This is a genomic window from Streptomyces sp. NPDC055966 (assembly GCF_042269865.1).
Classification (GTDB): domain Bacteria; phylum Actinomycetota; class Actinomycetes; order Streptomycetales; family Streptomycetaceae; genus Streptomyces.
Genome location: NZ_JBHJYK010000004.1, coordinates 148,153 through 164,444, shown reverse-complemented (window position 1 = coordinate 164,444; position 16,292 = coordinate 148,153). Strand labels below are relative to the sequence as shown.

15 protein-coding genes are annotated in these 16,292 nt (G+C 71.5%); 5 read left to right on the top strand and 10 right to left on the bottom strand.

All coding sequences use genetic code 11. The annotated features are described in order from the left end of the window. Nucleotides 1–18 precede the first annotated feature (18 nt). The 5 genes from ACFC8N_RS10510 to ACFC8N_RS10490 all read right to left on the bottom strand — a co-directional run bounded on the left by ACFC8N_RS10510 (nt 19) and on the right by ACFC8N_RS10490 (nt 4,807). The gene (locus tag ACFC8N_RS10510; protein ID WP_356032383.1) at nt 19–477 is read right to left on the bottom strand and encodes a hypothetical protein; all 459 of its coding nucleotides are present in this window, start codon (nt 475–477) and stop codon (nt 19–21) included. 69 nt (nt 478–546) lie between these two features. Beyond that, entirely contained in the window at nt 547–1,107 is a 561-nt protein-coding gene (locus ACFC8N_RS10505) for an RNA 2'-phosphotransferase (RefSeq protein WP_376287884.1), read from the bottom strand. A 121-nt stretch (nt 1,108–1,228) separates the two neighbouring features. Beyond that, nucleotides 1,229–2,176, bottom strand: a complete 948-nt coding sequence (locus ACFC8N_RS10500) for a MerR family transcriptional regulator (protein WP_376287882.1) — start codon at nt 2,174–2,176, stop codon at nt 1,229–1,231. A 1-nt stretch (nt 2,177) separates the two neighbouring features. Then, the gene (locus ACFC8N_RS10495) at nt 2,178–3,932 is read right to left on the bottom strand and encodes an SDR family oxidoreductase (RefSeq protein ID WP_376288036.1); all 1,755 of its coding nucleotides are present in this window, start codon (nt 3,930–3,932) and stop codon (nt 2,178–2,180) included. 32 nt (nt 3,933–3,964) lie between these two features. Beyond that, nucleotides 3,965–4,807, bottom strand: coding sequence for a M24 family metallopeptidase (locus ACFC8N_RS10490; protein ID WP_071374970.1), 843 nt, complete (start codon nt 4,805–4,807; stop codon nt 3,965–3,967). Nucleotides 4,808–5,062: 255 nt separating this feature from the next. Here ACFC8N_RS10490 and ACFC8N_RS10485 point away from each other — a divergent pair, with 255 nt between their 5' ends. The 5 genes from ACFC8N_RS10485 to ACFC8N_RS10465 all read left to right on the top strand — a co-directional run bounded on the left by ACFC8N_RS10485 (nt 5,063) and on the right by ACFC8N_RS10465 (nt 8,912). After that, complete coding sequence (locus ACFC8N_RS10485) at nt 5,063–6,046, top strand: ABC transporter ATP-binding protein (RefSeq protein ID WP_356032489.1); 984 nt, start codon at nt 5,063–5,065, stop codon at nt 6,044–6,046. Further along, nucleotides 6,036–6,944 (top strand): ABC transporter permease, encoded by a 909-nt coding sequence (locus ACFC8N_RS10480; protein WP_356032377.1) that lies wholly within the window; start codon nt 6,036–6,038, stop codon nt 6,942–6,944. Before ACFC8N_RS10485 ends, ACFC8N_RS10480 begins: the two co-directional genes overlap by 11 nt. Next, the gene (locus ACFC8N_RS10475; protein WP_356032375.1) at nt 6,941–7,852 is read left to right on the top strand and encodes an ABC transporter ATP-binding protein; all 912 of its coding nucleotides are present in this window, start codon (nt 6,941–6,943) and stop codon (nt 7,850–7,852) included. The genes ACFC8N_RS10480 and ACFC8N_RS10475 overlap by 4 nt, the downstream gene beginning before the upstream one ends. Before the next feature lie 10 nt (nt 7,853–7,862). Next, a complete protein-coding gene (locus ACFC8N_RS10470) occupies nt 7,863–8,582 on the top strand; it encodes an ABC transporter permease (RefSeq protein WP_356032373.1) in 720 nt (239 codons plus the stop codon). A 78-nt stretch (nt 8,583–8,660) separates the two neighbouring features. Next, a complete protein-coding gene (locus ACFC8N_RS10465) occupies nt 8,661–8,912 on the top strand; it encodes a hypothetical protein (RefSeq protein WP_376287879.1) in 252 nt (83 codons plus the stop codon). A 338-nt stretch (nt 8,913–9,250) separates the two neighbouring features. Here ACFC8N_RS10465 and ACFC8N_RS10460 read toward each other — a convergent pair whose 3' ends face one another. The 5 genes from ACFC8N_RS10460 to ACFC8N_RS10440 form a co-directional block, all read right to left on the bottom strand. Then, complete coding sequence (locus ACFC8N_RS10460; RefSeq protein WP_356032369.1) at nt 9,251–10,051, bottom strand: HAD family hydrolase; 801 nt, start codon at nt 10,049–10,051, stop codon at nt 9,251–9,253. After that, nucleotides 10,048–11,325 (bottom strand): serine--tRNA ligase, encoded by a 1,278-nt coding sequence (gene serS / locus ACFC8N_RS10455; protein WP_376287877.1) that lies wholly within the window; start codon nt 11,323–11,325, stop codon nt 10,048–10,050. The genes ACFC8N_RS10460 and serS overlap by 4 nt, the downstream gene beginning before the upstream one ends. A gap of 584 nt (nt 11,326–11,909) precedes the next feature. Next, nucleotides 11,910–12,842 (bottom strand): prephenate dehydratase, encoded by a 933-nt coding sequence (pheA, locus tag ACFC8N_RS10450; RefSeq protein WP_356032365.1) that lies wholly within the window; start codon nt 12,840–12,842, stop codon nt 11,910–11,912. A 174-nt stretch (nt 12,843–13,016) separates the two neighbouring features. Further along, a complete protein-coding gene (gene efeB / locus ACFC8N_RS10445) occupies nt 13,017–14,300 on the bottom strand; it encodes an iron uptake transporter deferrochelatase/peroxidase subunit (RefSeq protein WP_356032363.1) in 1,284 nt (427 codons plus the stop codon). Between the two features lie 8 nt (nt 14,301–14,308). Further along, nucleotides 14,309–16,288, bottom strand: coding sequence for a copper resistance CopC/CopD family protein (locus tag ACFC8N_RS10440; protein WP_376287875.1), 1,980 nt, complete (start codon nt 16,286–16,288; stop codon nt 14,309–14,311). Nucleotides 16,289–16,292: the final 4 nt, after the last annotated feature.

Genomic DNA, 16,292 nt, shown 5'->3' with positions numbered 1-16,292 from the left:
GGACAACGACCCAAACGATCAGCGGACGTTCCGGCTCAGCCACGGGCTCAGCAGGATCATCGGGACGTACTCCGTGTGCGTACGGTCGCCGGGCAGCGGGACGACCAGGCGGTAGCCGGGCGGGAAGCGGCGCATCCTGACGTGGGCGAGGCCGTCGAAGACGGAGCGGAGGAAGGCCGGGACGTCGTCGCGCGCGATGTCGGGGCACTCGACGCCCTCGACGGTGATCAGCGCGTCGTCGTCCGGATAGAGGCGCACGCTCACCCGGGGCAGGCCGCCGAACTCGACGTACGCCTCGTGCGGCAGGGAGCCGTCGGGATCCGTGATCACTCCGATCCCCGCGGCGTCGCGGCGGGAGGTCCGGTCGGCGCCGATGTCGTCGCTGACCTCGATCTCGCGCGCGTAGCGGGCGGCGAGGGCGCGCAGGGCGTCGACGGCGGCCTGGGTGGTCGGCAGGTGTACGGGCGAGTGGTCCATACCACCGAGGACGGCGGCACGCGCGCGAAGGTTCCTCGGAGGGAGGGAAAGAGCGCAGGTCACCAGGGGTCAGCGGGAGCCGGGGAAGCGCAGGTGTCGCGGCGGTACCGCCTTCGTCAGCCAGACGCCGTTGGCGCTGACGTGGAAGACGTGGCCGTCACGGTGCATGGCGCCGGCGTCCACGGCGAGCACGACGGGGCGGCCGCGCCGGGCGCCGACCCGGGTCGCGGTCTCGCGGTCGGCGGACAGGTGCACGTCGTGCCGGTTCATGGGCCGCAGTCCCTGTGCGCGGATCGCGTCCAGGGCGCGGGCGACGGTCCCGTGGTAGAGGTACGGCGGCGGGGTCGCCGGGGGCAGGCCGAGGTCGACCTCGATGCTGTGGCCCTGGCTGGCGCGGATCCTGTCGCCGTCGACCGCGAAGCGCTGTTTGTCGTTGGCGGCCACCACGTGGTCCAGCTCCTCGCGCGTGACCGGGAACCCGTGCGCGGCGGCCGCGGCGATCAGCGCGTCGATCTCCACCCAGCCGGCCGGGTCCGGGGTGAGCCCGATCCGCTCCGGCTGGTGGCGCAGGTGCTTGGAGAGGTATTTCGACACCTTCACGGTGCGTCTTTGGTCATGCTCTTCCTTCATGTGTCCAGCGTGCGCGAGAGACGCGGATCACGCAGGTCTTTTTTGTCCCCAGGTTTGATCCACAACCAACTGTGGTTATCCACAGGGGAATTGGTGAAACTGTGGATAAGTGACGGGCGGTTTATGATGGTTCGGGAAGTTCCTTGTCCGCAGTGGAGACTGAGGCCAACTGGTCCAAGGACCGTGCCCTCGCCTCCCGTTCGGCCGCCAGCGCGATGAACTCGGCGACATGCCTCGGACCAACGAGCCTTTCCACGGCGGAGATCGTCTCGGTCGGCAGGGGCACGGAACGGGTGGCGGACGCCTCCGGCGCCGGCTTCTCGGTCACGAGGTGGGTGCGCAGATGTCTGGTCGCCAATGTGCGCATGGCCCGGGCCAGTTCGGCCTCCATCGTCTGCTGGGCCAGCGGTCGCAGCCGGCGCACGAGCGAGGCCGCCTCCGCCGCGTGCGCGTCCGTGCGCCGCCCGGGATCGTCCAGGTAGCGCGCGAAGACGTACTCGCTGGTGAACTCCAGGAAACGGGCGGCGATGTGCTCGACCTGGCCCCTCAACTCCCGCAGGTGGTCCGAGATCGCGGACAGCGGCACCCCGGCCGCGTGCAACTCGACGGCCACGGCCAGCTCTTGGGGGCTCGGCACCGAGAACGTGTCCGGGTCGCCCTCGATCCGCTCCAGGACGCCCAGCTCGACCGCCTCCGCCACGGCGTCGTCGTCGGGCGCGGCGCCGAAGCGGGCGTCGAGCTCGGCCCGGGTGACCCGGGCGGGGCGCTCGTCCGTCCACGGGCCCTCCACCTCGGTGACCAGGCCGAGCACCCCGCCGAGGCCCCGGCCGGTGTCCCAGGCCTCCAGCAACTCCTTGATGGACGCCAGGGTGTAGCCGCGGTCGAGGAGGTGGGCGATCTGGTGCAGCCGGGTGAGGTGCGCCTCGGAGTAGAGGTTGGCGCGGCCCCGGCGCTCGGGCCGGGGGAGCAGACCGCGGTCCTGGTAGGCGCGGATGGTCCGCACCGTCGTGGCCGTGTGGTGCGCCAGGTCCTCGATGCGGTACGTCCGCGCGGGCGGCGGTCCGGTCATCTCACAGCCTCGGCTCCACGCGCGCGATGCGCCGCAGCGCCCCGGGCAGGAATCGGGACATGAGGTGGGCGCCGCGCGCCTCCGGGGTCACCGGGACGACCGCCTTGTCGCCGGTCACCGCGTCCAGGATCGCCTCGGCCACCTTCTCCGGCGGGTAGTTGCGCTTGCCGTACAGCCGCGCCGACTTCTTCTGCCGGCGCCGCTCCTCCGTCTCGTCGACCCCGGCGAAGCGGGCCGTGGAGGTGATGTTGGTGTTGACGATGCCGGGGCAGATCGCGCTCACCCCGATGCCCTGACCGGTGAGTTCGGCCCGCAGGCACTCGGAGAGCATCAGCACCGCCGCCTTGGAGGTGCTGTAGGCGGGCAGGGCCCGGGAGGGCTGGAAGGCCGCCGCCGAGGCGATGTTGACGATGTGGCCGCCCTGGCCGCGCTCGCTCATCCGCGTGCCGAAGAGCCGGCAGCCGTGGATCACGCCCCACAGGTTGACGTCCAGGACCTTGCGCCAGTCGTCGGTCGTGGTGGCGAAGAAGGAGCCGGACAGGCCGATGCCCGCGTTGTTGACCAGCACGTCCAGCACGCCGTACTCGCGGTGCACCTTCTCGGCGAGCTTCTCCATGGCCTGCTCGTCGGAGACGTCGGCCGTCTCCGCCCAGGCCTCGGGCGCGCCGACGAGCCGGGACAGCTCGGCGGTGCGGGCCGCGGACTCGGCGTCGCGGTCCACGGCGACCACGCGCGCGCCGGCCTCCGCGAAGGCGAAGGCCGTGGCCCGGCCGATGCCGCTGCCCGCGCCGGTGACCAGCACCAACTGCCCGCCGAACCGGGCCGCGTGGCGGCCGGTGGCCTTCGGTTCCGGCCGGCCGCCGTCGACGGACATGATGAATTCCTCGATCCAGGAGGCGACGTGGTCGGGCCGGGTGCGCGGCACCCAGTGCTTGGCCGGGAGCGTGCGGCGGGTCAGCTGCGGTGCCCACCGCTCCAGGTCGTCGTAGAGCCGCTCGGACAGGAACGCGTCCCCCTGCGGCGTGATGAGCTGCACGGGCGCGTGTGCGTACGCGTCGGGGCGGGGCCTGGTCAGCCGGGCGCGGACGTTGTCCCGGTACAGCCAGGCGCCGTGCGCCGCGTCGGAGGACAGGGACGCGGTCGGGTAGTCGCCGCCGGGGACCTGCTCGACGCGCTCCAGGATGCGCGGCCAGCGCTTGCCGAGCGGGCCGCGCCAGGCCAGCTCGGGCAGCACGGGCGTGTGCAGCATGTACACGTACCAGGACTTGGCGCCCTGGCCGAGGAGCTGGCCCACCCGGCGGGGCGTCGGCCGCTTCACGCGCGCGTTGATCCAGTGTCCGAAGTGGTCCAGGGACGGGCCGGAGATCGAGGTGAAGGAGGCGATGCGGCCCTCCGTGCGGCCCACCGTGACGAACTCCCACGACTGCACCGAGCCCCAGTCGTGCCCGACCAGATGCACCGGCCGGTCCGGGCTGACCGCGTCCAGCACGGCCAGGAAGTCGTCGGTGAGCTTGGCCAGCGTGAAGCCGCCGCGCAGCGGCTGCGGCGCCGTCGAGCGGCCGTGGCCCCGGACGTCGTACAGCACCACGTGGAAGCGGCCGGCGAGCCGGCCGGCCACCTCCGACCAGACCTCCTTGCTGTCCGGGTAGCCGTGCACCAGCACCACCGTCGGCTGCTCCGGATCGCCCAGCTCGGCCACGCACAGCTCGACCCCGCCGGTCGCGATCCGGCGCTCCCGCGCCCCCTTCAGCGTCACGCCCGCCCTCGCCTCTCCCGCGCCGTCCGCCGTCACTTCTCCTCCGCCCAGCGCCGCACGTGCGGCAGATCGTCGTCCAGCCAGAACGCGCTCTGCTCGGGGTCCCCGGAGTCGGTGACCACGAGGATCTCCTCGAACTTCGCGCCCGTACCCCGGAAGCCGAGGTGGGGTTCGACCGCCCACAGGCCCGGCTGCGGCGGGTGGTCGGAGAAGCGGTACGGCGACCACAGGGGCGACCAGCCCTCGCGGTGGCCGTGCAGCGCGTCGGCGGCCAGCCCCTTCAGGGACTGCGTGCCGAACCCGAACAGGTGCGGGGAGAAACGGCGCTGCTTCACCCGGTCCACTTTGTGGGCGATCACGCCGAACGGGTACGCGCGATGCCGGTTGGCGTAGCCCTGGCGGACCATGAGGCGGTCCACGTCCTCGTAGATCTCGCGCAGCGGGCGCCGCTCGCGCACCTCGCGCAGGATCAGCTCCCGGTGCGCCTCCAGGTCGGCCATCAGCCGGTCCTGCACCGGGTTGACTCCGAGGGAGCCCGAGTAGCCGATGTCCGCCGTGTACCCCTCGTAGACCGGAGCCATGTCCAGGATGAACGGCATCCCGGGCGCCAGGGCGCGGTCGGTGGGGAAGAACTGGAGCGGGACGCGGAAGTTCACGAACGCCGTGCGGTCGCCGAACCAGGCGAAGGGCAGATGGAACCAGTCCCGCACCCCGCGCTCGCGCAGCCACTCGCGCTGCATCCGCGCCGCCTCGCGCTCCGTCACACCCGGCTCCAGGCGCGCCGCGACCGCCTCCGCGCACTCGTAGGCGAGGCGCTGCACCCGCCTGAACCCCCGCAGCTCCACGGAGAGTTCGCTGCTCACTGCCGTCGTCATGCCGCCCCGTCCCGTCGTGCCGCCGACTCGACGCGTCGCCTCGCCGACTGCGGTACGCGTCCGTAACTTGACATTGGTGAATGTGACAGTTGTTAGAGGCGGCGTCAATAGGAGGGACGACAGGCTGTGGAAAACCCGCGGTAACCCTTAGGCAGGGCATCCCTTAGGGCCCCGTAATACCTGGGACTGACACGAAGACGGCTCTGAGGTCTGACGACCGGCGTGGCCCGCATCACTACGGTCGTATGCGTGACTGTGATCGCGACCGAAAGCCTGAGCAAGCGGTTCCCCCGGGTGACCGCTCTCGACCGGCTGTCCGTGGACATCGGACCCGGTGTGACCGGACTCGTCGGAGCCAACGGCGCCGGCAAGTCCACCCTGATCAAGATCCTGCTGGGTCTGTCCCCCGCCACGGAGGGCCGCGCCGAAGTGCTCGGCCTGGACGTCGCCGCCCCGTCGTCGGGCCGCGCCATCCGCGAGCGCGTCGGGTACATGCCGGAGCACGACTGCCTGCCGCCCGACGTCTCGGCCACCGAGTTCGTCGTCCACATGGCGCGCATGTCCGGCCTGCCGCCCGCCGCCGCCCGCGAGCGCACCGCGGACACCCTGCGCCACGTCGGCCTGTACGAGGAGCGCTACCGCCCCATCGGCGGCTACTCCACGGGCATGAAGCAGCGGGTCAAGCTCGCCCAGGCGCTGGTGCACGATCCGGAGCTGGTCTTCCTGGACGAGCCGACCAACGGCCTCGACCCGGTCGGGCGGGACGACATGCTCGGCCTGATCCGCCGCATCCACACCGACTTCGGCATCTCCGTCCTGGTCACCTCCCATCTGCTGGGCGAGCTGGAGCGCACCTGCGACCACGTCGTCGTCATCGACGGCGGCAAGCTCCTGCGCTCCAGCTCCACCACCGACTTCACCCAGACCACGACCACCCTGGCGATCGAGGTCACCGACAGCGAGACCCACCCCGACGGCACCCGCGCGGTCCGCGAGGCGCTCCACGCGCGCGGACTGGACACGCAGGACGAGGGCGCCGGACTGCCCGGCGCGGGCCACGTCCTGCTGCTGACCGCCGAGAGCGAGGAGATCTACGACCTCGTCCGGGACGTCGTCGCCGACCTCGGCCTCGGCCTGGTGCGCATGGAGCAGCGCCGGCACCACATCTCCGAGGTGTTCACCGACGACGGACACAGCAGCGACAAGCAGCGGAAGGAGGCCGTCGGACATGGCGGTTGAGCGCCCCCTGCCGGCCCCGGCCGGCGACCAGACCCGCATCCACGACATCGGCTACCGCGGCTACGACGGCCCCCGCCTCGGCCGCGCCTACGCCCGCCGCTCGCTGTACGCGCAGTCCCTGCGCGGCTCCTACGGACTCGGCCGCTCGGTGAAGTCCAAGGTGCTGCCGATGGTGCTGTTCGCGGTGATGTGCGTGCCCGCCGCCATCATGGTGGCCGTCACCGTCTTCACCAAGGCGCACGAACTGCCCGTGACGTACACCCGTTACGCGATCATCATGCAGGCCGTGATCAGCCTGTACGTCGCCGCGCAGGCACCCCAGTCCGTCTCCCGCGACCTGCGCTTCAAGACCGTGCCGCTGTACTTCTCGCGGCCCATCGAGACCGCCGACTACGTCCGCGCCAAGTACGCGTCGCTGGCCTCGGCGGTCTTCATCCTGACCGCCACTCCCCTGCTCGTGATGTACGTGGGCGCGCTGCTGGCCAAGCTGGGCTTCGCACACCAGACGAAGGAATTCGCCGAGGGACTGGTCTCCGTGGCGCTGCTCTCCCTGCTGTTCGCCGGCATCGGCCTGGTCATCGCCGCCGTCACCCCGCGCCGGGGCTTCGGTATCGCCGCCGTGATCGCCGTGATGGTCATCTCCTACGGCGCGGTCTCCACGCTCCAAGCCATCGCCAACGTGCAGAACCACACCTCCGCCATCCCGTGGATCGGCCTGTTCTCGCCCGTCACGCTCATCGACGGCGTCCAGTCGGCCTTCCTCGGCGCGACCGCCCGCAACCCCGGCGCGATCAACCCGTCGGCCGGACAGGGCGTGGTCTACGTCCTGGTCGTGCTCGCCCTGATCGCCGGCAGCTACGGCCTGCTGATGCGCCGCTACAAGAAGGTGGGACTGTGACCACGCTCAGCATCGACCACGTCTCCCGCTGGTTCGGCAACGTGGTCGCCGTCAACGACATCACGATGACGATCGGCCCCGGCGTCACCGGCCTGCTCGGCCCCAACGGTGCCGGAAAGTCCACCCTGATCAACATGATGGGCGGCTTCCTCGCCCCCTCCACCGGCACGGTCACCCTCGACGGACAGCCGGTGTGGCGCAACGAGGCCATCTACCGGCACATCGGCATCGTCCCCGAGCGCGAGGCGATGTACGACTTCCTCACCGGCCGCGAATTCGTCGTGGCCAACGCCGAGTTGCACGGCCTGGGCGCGGGTGCGGCCCAGAAGGCCCTGGCCACGGTCGAGATGGAGTACGCGCAGGACCGGAAGATCTCGACGTACTCCAAGGGCATGCGCCAGCGCGTGAAGATGGCGAGCGCCCTCGTCCACGAGCCGTCGCTGCTCCTGCTGGACGAGCCGTTCAACGGCATGGACCCACGCCAGCGCATGCAACTGATGGACCTGCTGCGGAAGATGGGCGACGAGGGCCGCACGGTGCTGTTCTCCTCGCACATCCTCGAAGAGGTCGAGCAGCTCGCCCGGCACATCGAGGTCGTCGTCGCCGGCAGGCACGCGGCCAGCGGCGACTTCCGCAGGATCCGCCGCCTGATGACCGACCGCCCGCACCGCTACCTCGTCCGCTCCAGCGACGACCGCGCCCTCGCGGCCGCGCTGATCGCCGACCCCTCGACGGCCGGCATCGAGGTGGACCACAGCGAGGGCGCGCTGCGCATCCAGGCCGTGGACTTCGGCCGCTTCACCGCCCTGCTGCCGAAGGTCGCCCGGGACCACGGCATCCGGCTCCTGACGGTCTCGCCGTCCGACGAGTCCCTGGAGTCCGTCTTTTCTTACCTGGTCGCGGCGTAGGAGGCCGAAGATGTACGACCCCACTGTCGCCCGGCTCACCTACCGGGCCCTGCTCGGCCGTCGCCGGGCCCTCATCCTCGGCGCGCTGCCGGTGCTGCTGATCGTCCTCGCCGTGGCCGTGCGGGCCCTGACCGGCGCCGACGACCAGACCGCGGCCGACGTCCTCGGCGGCTTCGCGATCGCCACGATGGTGCCGATCATCGGCGTCATCGCGGGCACGGGCGCGATCGGCCCGGAGATCGACGACGGTTCCGTCGTCTACCTGCTGGCCAAGCCGCTGAAGCGGCCCACGATCATCTTCACCAAGTTGATCGTCGCCATCGCCGTGACCATGGTCTTCTCGGCGCTGCCGACCCTGATCGCGGGCCTGATCCTCAACGGCAACGGCCAGCAGATCGCCGTCGCCTACACGGTCGCCGCGCTGGTCTCGTCCATCGCCTACTCGGCGCTGTTCCTGCTGCTCGGCACGGTCTCCCGGCACGCCGTGGTCTTCGGGCTCGTGTACGCACTGGTCTGGGAGGCGCTGTTCGGCTCCCTGGTGCCCGGCGCGCGCACGCTCAGCGTCCAGCAGTGGTCGCTGGCCGTCGCCCACAAGGTCGCCGGCGGGGACCTCGTGACCTCCACCGTGGGCCTGCCGACGGCCATGGTGCTGCTGGTGGCGGTCACCGTGCTGGCCACCTGGTACGCCGGCCAGAAGCTGCGGGCGCTGAAGCTCGCGGGCGAGGAGTAGACCTCCGGCGGCTTGACGGGGGCTTCACACCGGTCCGGGCGAACTGAGCAAAGCGGATGCACGGCGAGGAGGTCGTCGATGACGGAGGAGATACCGGAGAACGACGGGCGCGGACGGTCCGGGGGCGACGCCGGGGACAGACTGGACGAACTGGTCCTGGACGAGGCCTTCATACGCGGCGCCGAGACCTCCGAGCCGTCCGCGCGGGCCCGTATGCTCGCCGCCCGCTGGCGTGCCGAGGCGCCCGAGCCGCAGCCATGGCGCTCCGACGAGCCGCCGGCGGGCTGGTTCTTCGGCAAGGCCCGGCGCCGCAGGTGGCGCCGCCGGTAATTCGGTGGCGCCCAACCGGGCTGCGGGGCAGAGTGGTTGTGCCCCATCCGCCGGGAACGTCCCGGCGCCCTGATCCGGGAGTGGAGGTGGGCGATGCCCATGCACGGCAGTACGCCCGGCTCCCGACAGGACAGCCCGAGGCCGGCTCCGGTGTAGTTACCCCGCCGTGGAGCCACAGGAGCTGTCCGGGGCGGCCGCGAGGCGCTGCCGCTGTGGTACGGCCGGTCTTCAGCAGGGGTTGGTCATGTCGGCGCCCCGCGCTGCAGGCTGTGCCCACCCGTTCCGTTCTGCGGAACGACGGCCCACAGCGGTTGGCCGCGCGGCCGCCTCCCCGGCCCTCAGCCCAGCAACCGCTCCAGGACCACCGCGATCCCGTCGTCCTCGTTGGACGTGGTCACCTCGTCGGCCACCTCGCGCAGCGCCTCGTGGGCGTTGGCCATGGCCACGCCCCGGGCGGCCCAGGCGAACATCGGGATGTCGTTGGGCATGTCGCCGAAGGCGATCGTGTCCGCGGCCTTCAGGCCCAGGCGGCGGGCCGCCAGGGACAGGCCCGTGGCCTTGGAGAGGCCGAGCGGGAGCAGTTCGACGATGCCCTCGCCCGCCATGGCCACGGTGACGAAGCCGCCGGCCGCGCGCTCGGCCGCCTGCGCCAGGTCGTCGTCGGACAGCGTCGGGTGCTGTATGTAGATCTTGTTCAGCGGGGCCGTCCAGAGGTCGGACGCGTCCGTCAGGGGGACCGCGGGCAGCGTGCCCGTGACCGCGTAGCCGGGCCCGACCAGCACGTCGCCGTCCAACCCGTCCCGGCTCGCCGCCAGGTACAGCGGGCCCACCTCGGCCTCGATCTTGGCCAGGGCGACCCCCGCCAGCTGGCGGTCCAGGGTGACCGAGGTCAGCAGGCGGTGGGCGCCGGCGTCGTAGACCTGTGCGCCCTGGCCGCAGACGGCGAGACCGTCGTAGCCGAGGTCGTCCAGGATGTGCCGGGTCCAGGGGACGGCGCGGCCGGTGACGACGATGTGGGCCGCGCCCGCCGCGGTGGCCGCGGCGAGCGCGTCACGGGTGCGCTGCGCGACCGACTCGTCGGAGCGCAGGAGCGTTCCGTCGAGGTCGGTCGCGATCAGCCGGTACGGAAAACCCGTCACTGCGTGACCGGCTCCAGGACCTCGCGGCCGCCCAGGTAGGGGCGCAGCACCTCGGGGACCCGGACGGAGCCGTCGGCCAGCTGGTGGTTCTCCAGGATCGCCACGATCGTGCGCGGTACGGCGCACAGCGTGCCGTTGAGCGTGGCGAGCGGCTTGACCTGCTTGCCGTCCCGCATACGGATCGACAGCCGGCGGGACTGGAACTCGGTGCAGTCCGAGGTCGAGGTCAGCTCGCGGTACTTGCCCTGGGTCGGGATCCACGCCTCGCAGTCGTACTTACGGGCGGCCGAGGAGCCGAGGTCGGCGGAGGCGACGTCGATCACGCGGAACGGCAGCTCCAGCGAGGTCAGCCACTGCTTCTCCCACTCCAGCAGGCGCTGGTGCTCGCCCTGGGAGTCCTCGGGGTCGACGTACGAGAACATCTCGACCTTGTCGAACTGGTGCACCCGGAAGATGCCCCGCGTGTCCTTGCCGTGCGAGCCGGCCTCGCGGCGGAAGCAGGGCGAGAAGCCCGCGTACCGCAGCGGCAGCCTGTCGGCGTCGATGATCTCGTCCATGTGGTACGCCGCGAGGGCGACCTCGGAGGTGCCGACCAGGTACAGGTCGTCCTTGTCGAGGTGGTAGACGTCCTGGGCCGCCTGGCCGAGGAAGCCGGTGCCCGCCATGGACTGGGGGCGGACGAGGGCCGGGACGAGCATGGGGGTGAAGCCCGCGGCCGTGGCCTGGGCCATCGCCGCGTTCACCAGGGCCAGCTCCAGCAGGGCGCCGACACCGGTGAGGAAGTAGAAGCGGGAGCCGGAGACCTTGGCGCCGCGCTCGACGTCGATGGCGCCGAGCAGCTGGCCCAGCTCCAGGTGGTCCTTGGGCTCGAAGCCCTCGGCACCGAAGTCGCGGATCGTGCCGTGCGTCTCCAGCGTGACGAAGTCCTCCTCGCCGCCGACGGGCACGTCGGGGTGGACGAGGTTGCCCAGCCGGAGGAGCAGTTCGTGGGTCTCGGCGTCGGCCGCGTCGCGGTCGGCGTCGGCGGCCTTGACGTCGGCGGCGAGCTGGCCGGCCTTCTTCAGCAGCTCGGCCTTCTCGTCGCCGGTGGCCTTGGGGATCAGCTTGCCGAGCTGCTTCTGCTCGGCACGCAGCTCGTCGAAGCGGACGCCGGAGGACCTGCGCCGCTCGTCGGCAGACAGGAGGGAGTCGACGAGCGCGACATCCTCTCCACGGGCGCGCTGGGACGCGCGCACACGGTCGGGGTCCTCACGAAGCAGGCGAAGGTCAATCACGAGGCCAAGGCTACCGGTGCGGGCTCGCCGCTCACGAATCACTATTCCGTGGAGTTCCGATGCGCCACTATTTGTCACTTACGTTCCGTTATGGACGAATTGCGGAACGTGTCGGAACAAGTCAAGGGAAAGTGTCTCACTCCCTGGGACGAGGCATGCTTTCGGCGCCGGGTTGACCGGATTCCCTTGTGGAGAACGGGACTTCACGGCCCCGCTGTCCACAGAAATCCACACCCTTCCGAGAGTTATCCACAGGCTGTGTGGAAGGTCTGTGGACTTCGGAATTGATCACTCCGGAACTTCGTGGCCGAGTGAAGAATTCCCAGGACAAACCTGGGTGACACCCACTTTCGAGTGGAAAGCGGTCGCTCCAAAAGATGAATCAAAGGAAACGGGTGGACGAAGGGTGAGGTGCGGCTCGATGGCCGCATCGGGGGCGTGAGGGGCGATTTATCGACCGACTCATGCACTCGTGTCGACTTGTCCCCAGGTCGAGAAGCGGACCTGTGGATAACTTCTGTGGATAACGACGATATGCAGGTAGGACTGGCTCGAAGCGAGTGTCGACCGGTCCTGCGGCCCGATCAGAACCGGCCGTCCTGGCAGCGCGCCACCCAGTCCGAAGCGGCCATGAACTCCTCGTCCGAGGCCCATGCCGGCGTCGGCCGGGCCCCGGCCGGCGCGATGTCCGCGCGCGGGTAGGAGCCCAGGAAACGCACCTGGAGGCAGATCCGCTTCAGCCCCATCAGCGCCTCCGCCATCCGCCGGTCGGAGATATGGCCTTCGGCGTCGATGCAGAAGCAGTAGTTGCCGATCCCGGCGCCGGTCGGCCGGGACTGGAGCAGCATGAGGTTGATCCCGCGCGAGGCGAACTCGCCGAGCAGGTCGCGCAGGCCGCCGGGGTGGTCGTCGCGCTGCCACAGCACCACCGAGGTCTTGTCGGCACCGGTCGGCGCGGCGGGCCGGGCCGGGCGGCCGACCAGCACGAACCGGGTCTGCGCGTTCTCCGCGTCGTGGATCCCGGTCTCCAGGGCCTGAAGTCCGTACCGGGCGGCGGCGAACTCGCCCGCGAACGCGGCGTCGTAGCGGCCCTCCTGGACCAGGCGGGCGGCGTCCGCGTTGGAGGCGGCCGACTCCCAGACCGCGTCCGGGAGGTGTGTGCGCAGCCAGTTGCGCACCTGCGGCTGGGCCGCCGGGTGGGCGGAGACGGTCTTGATGTCGGTGAGCTTCGTGCCGGGCCGGACCAGCAGGGCGAAGGTGATCGAGAGCAGCACCTCGCGGTAGATGGTCAGCGGTTCGCCCGCGACCAGCTCGTCCAGGGTGGTGGTGATGCCGCCCTCGACGGAGTTCTCGATCGGCACGAACGCGGCCTCGGCCTCGCCCGCCCGCACCGCGTCCAGCGCGGACTGCACCGACACGTACGGGGTCAGCTCCCGGGTGGCCGCTTCCGGGAGTGTCCGCAGGGCGACTTCGGTGAAGGTGCCCTCGGGGCCGAGATACGCATAGCTCGCTGGCATGTCCCTCACCCTAATGGCCGCAGGCCGCCCCGGCCCGGCGGTCTCACGAGAGCCACTCGACCGGATGGTTTGAACCCGGAAAGCCCAGCAAAATCGGTAAACCCCGTAACCTCGCCGCATCCCGGACCGACCGGGTTCCGGGCCGACCGCATTCCGGACCGGCCCGGTCCCGGGCTAGCCCTCCAGCAGCCGCTGCCCCACGTACTCGCCCTGCGCCGCACCGCCCGGCACCGCGAACAGACCGCTCGCCTCGTGCCGGATGAACGCTGACAGCGCGTCGCCCCGGTCGAGCTTGCGCTGCACCGGGACGAAGCCGCGCAGCGGGTCCGCCTGCCAGCACACGAAGAGCAGACCGGCGTCGGGCGTGCCGTCCGCGTCGAAGCCGTCGTGGTACGAGAACGGGCGCCGCAGGATGGCCGCGCCGCCGTTCTTGTCGGGCCGGGTGATCCGCGCGTGCGCGTTGAGCGGGACGACGTAATTGCCCTGGGAGTCGGTCTTCTCCAGGTCCATCGGGGTCGTCTCGTCGCCCCCGGACAGCGCCGCCCCGTTGGCCTTGCGACGCCCGATGACCTGCTCCTGGGCGGCCACCGACAGCTTCTCCCAGTCGTCCAGGAGCATCCGGATACGGCGTACGACGGCGTAGGAGCCGTTCGCCATCCAGGCGGGCTCGCCCGAGGCGGGCACGAAGATCCGCCGGTCGAAGTCGGAGTCGGCCGGCTTCGGGTTGCGGGTGCCGTCGAGCTGGCCCATGAGGTTGCGGGCCGTCATGGGGTGCGCGGTGGCGCCCGGGCTGCGGTTGAAGCCGTTCATCTGCCAGCGCAGCCGGGCCGCGCCGCCCGCGTCCTTCTGGATCGCGCGCAGGGCGTGGAAGGCGACGAGGGCGTCGTTCGCGCCGATCTGCACCCACAGGTCGCCGTCGCTGCGCGCCTTGTCCAGGTGGTCCGAGGAGAAGTCCGGCAGCGGGTCCAGCGCGCCCGGCCGCTGCTTGTCCAGGCCGGTCTTCCCGAAGAAGCCGTACCCGAACCCGAAGGTGATCGTCAGCGAGGAGGGGCCGGCGTCGCGGGCCACGTCGGTGTCGTCGTGGGGCGCGGCCTCGCCCGCCATCAGCCGCTCGGCCGTCGCCGACCAGCGGCGCAGCAGGGCCGCCGCCTCCTTGCGGCCGGCGCCCGCCGCCAGGTCGAAGGCGACGAGATGACCGCGCGCCTGGAGGCCCTCGGTGATGCCGGGCTGATGTTTCCCGTGAAACATCGCCCGGTCGGAGCCCACCGAGGTGAGCGGGGTGGCCGAGGCGGGCGCGGTGGCGTAGCCCACGGCCCCGCCGGCCGCGCCGAGCACGAGCCCGGTGGCGCCGGCGGTGCCGAGCAGCGCGCGCCGGGAGACACCGTGGCCGCGTGCGGACTCGGGGGTCTGCGGCACCTCGGCGGAGGTGCGGGCCTGCGGGACGGACTGGTCGGTCATCGTGTGGTTCAGCCGATCTGCGCGTTCTTGGAGACGGTCACCTGGTCGATGTCGGAGGTCCGCACGGTGACGGCGATCTTCCAGTCGCCGGCCAGGGGGATCTGCACTCCGCTCGCCGACCAGTGGCCGGTGGTGATGTGCTCGGGGGTCACGGGAAGGGGGCCGATCTTCTTCGCCTCAAGGGTGAATTCGACCTTCACCTCAGGGATGTCGAAGGGCTTGCCGCTGGGGTTCTGGACATAGAGGTGCATCTCGTTCGCGCCCACGCCCGCGGGGTCGAGGTCGATGCTGATGACACCCTTGCCGTTGGTGCCGCCGGTGTCGAAGGGCATGTCCAGGGTCAGCGCGCCGTTCGTGGGCGCGGTGGCGGCACCGGCCGAGGAGGAGGTGGCGGCCTTGGCCTCCAGCTCGGTGCGGCCGGGCTCGGTCTGGGTCAGCCAGGTGGTCACGGCGAGCAGCACGACCGCGACGCCCGCCTCGGCGAGCACCGAGCGGCGTAGCCCGAAGCGGTGGGCGTCGCCGTCGCGCAGCCGCTTCTGCCGGGCGGCGGCCATGGCGGCCCGCTGCCGGGCGAGCTGCTCGGCCCGCTGCGGGTTGCCGCTCGTCCTGCCCTTGCCGGGGCTCTTGTCGGCGGACTGCTTGGCCGCGCCGGTCGTCACCCGCTCCTTCTCGGCCTCCGTCGCCTTCTCCGCCTCGTCGGCGGCCGCCTCCTCCGCCTCGGTCTGCGCACCCGCGACGGCGACGCCGGCGAGCCGCCGGGTCCAGCGCCGCGACACCGACGCGATGGCGACCATCACGGCCACCAGACCGATCTTGACCAGCAGCAGCTGGCCGTACCGGGTGTCGGTGAAGGCCGACCAGGAGCCGAGCTGACGCCAGGACTGATAGGTGCCGGTCGCGGCGAGCGTGACGACGGAGCAGAAGGCGAGCCGGGAGTAGCGGCGGACGGCGGCGGCCTCGACCGGTGTCTCGGCGGGCGCCCGGTACAGGGCGACCAGCAGCGCGGTGAGCCCGCCCAGCCAGGCGGCGACGGCGAGCAGATGGAGGACGTCGACGGGCATGGCGATGCCCGGCTGGAGACCGACCGAGGCGTGCTCGGCCATGGCCCAGCTGGTCGCGAGCCCGGCCGCCACGACCACGCCGCCGATCGCCAGCCCGAAGGTCAGATCGCGCTTCTCCTGGCCCTCGTCCCGCTTCGTGTAGGCGCCGAAGAGGACGGCGATGAAGAGCGCTCCGGCCGCGAGCAGCAACAGCCGGGAGACCAGGGCGGCGCCGGTCTTCGTCTGGAGCACCGGCCCGAGCAGCCCGAGGTCGAAGACGTCGCCGAACTTCCCGCTGGTGGTGTACGCGCCGCGCAGGAGCAGCAGCCACAGGGTGGCCGCGGTGAGCGTGAGCCAGCCGCCGACGACCAGGCGCTGCACGGGCCGTACGCCCGCGCCGCGCTGCCAGCAGGCGAGCACGAAGGCGGCGCCGCCCGCGAGCACGATGAAGCCGGCGTACGACGCGTACCGCCCGATCGCGTACAGCGCGCCCACGGTGCCGCCGCCCGCGGTCGGTCCGGTGCCGCTGACGACCGTCGGCGAGGGCGCCCCGACGGAGAAGGTGTAGGCGCCGGAGACGGGGTGGCTGTCGGCCGAGACGACCTGGTAGGTGACCGTGTAGGTGCCCTTGCCCAGCCCGCTCCTGAGCTTGACGGCGTACGTCGTCCCGCTCAGGTTGGCGGGCCTGCCGGTCTGCACCGGCTTGCCGCGGGGGTCGAGGACGCGCAGGGAGTCGTCGTTCATCGCCACCTTCTCGGAGAAGGTGAGCGCCACCTGGCCGGGTGCCTGCTTGACCACCACCCCCTGCGCCGGGTCGCTGCCGGTCAGCGCGGCGTGGGCGGAGGCCGGGGCGGCGCCCGCGAGCAGCACGCCGGCGACGGCGAACAGCAGCAGCACCAGGCTGCGCAGGGCGCCGCTCCTCCCCTTGGGGGTGATGGTCCGCGTCAAGGTG

What these genes read in the sequence shown, in the direction of transcription:
- efeB (WP_356032363.1), bottom strand. Translation starts at nt 14,300, where the DNA reads ATGACCGACCAGTCCGTCCCGCAGGCCCGCACCTCCGCCGAGGTGCCG.
- ACFC8N_RS10465 (WP_376287879.1), top strand. Translation starts at nt 8,661, where the DNA reads ATGACGGAGGAGATACCGGAGAACGACGGGCGCGGACGGTCCGGGGGC.
- ACFC8N_RS10505 (WP_376287884.1), bottom strand. Translation starts at nt 1,107, where the DNA reads ATGAAGGAAGAGCATGACCAAAGACGCACCGTGAAGGTGTCGAAATAC.
- ACFC8N_RS10480 (WP_356032377.1), top strand. Translation starts at nt 6,036, where the DNA reads ATGGCGGTTGAGCGCCCCCTGCCGGCCCCGGCCGGCGACCAGACCCGC.
- pheA (WP_356032365.1), bottom strand. Translation starts at nt 12,842, where the DNA reads ATGCCAGCGAGCTATGCGTATCTCGGCCCCGAGGGCACCTTCACCGAA.
- ACFC8N_RS10470 (WP_356032373.1), top strand. Translation starts at nt 7,863, where the DNA reads ATGTACGACCCCACTGTCGCCCGGCTCACCTACCGGGCCCTGCTCGGC.
- ACFC8N_RS10510 (WP_356032383.1), bottom strand. Translation starts at nt 477, where the DNA reads ATGGACCACTCGCCCGTACACCTGCCGACCACCCAGGCCGCCGTCGAC.
- ACFC8N_RS10500 (WP_376287882.1), bottom strand. Translation starts at nt 2,176, where the DNA reads ATGACCGGACCGCCGCCCGCGCGGACGTACCGCATCGAGGACCTGGCG.
- ACFC8N_RS10490 (WP_071374970.1), bottom strand. Translation starts at nt 4,807, where the DNA reads ATGACGACGGCAGTGAGCAGCGAACTCTCCGTGGAGCTGCGGGGGTTC.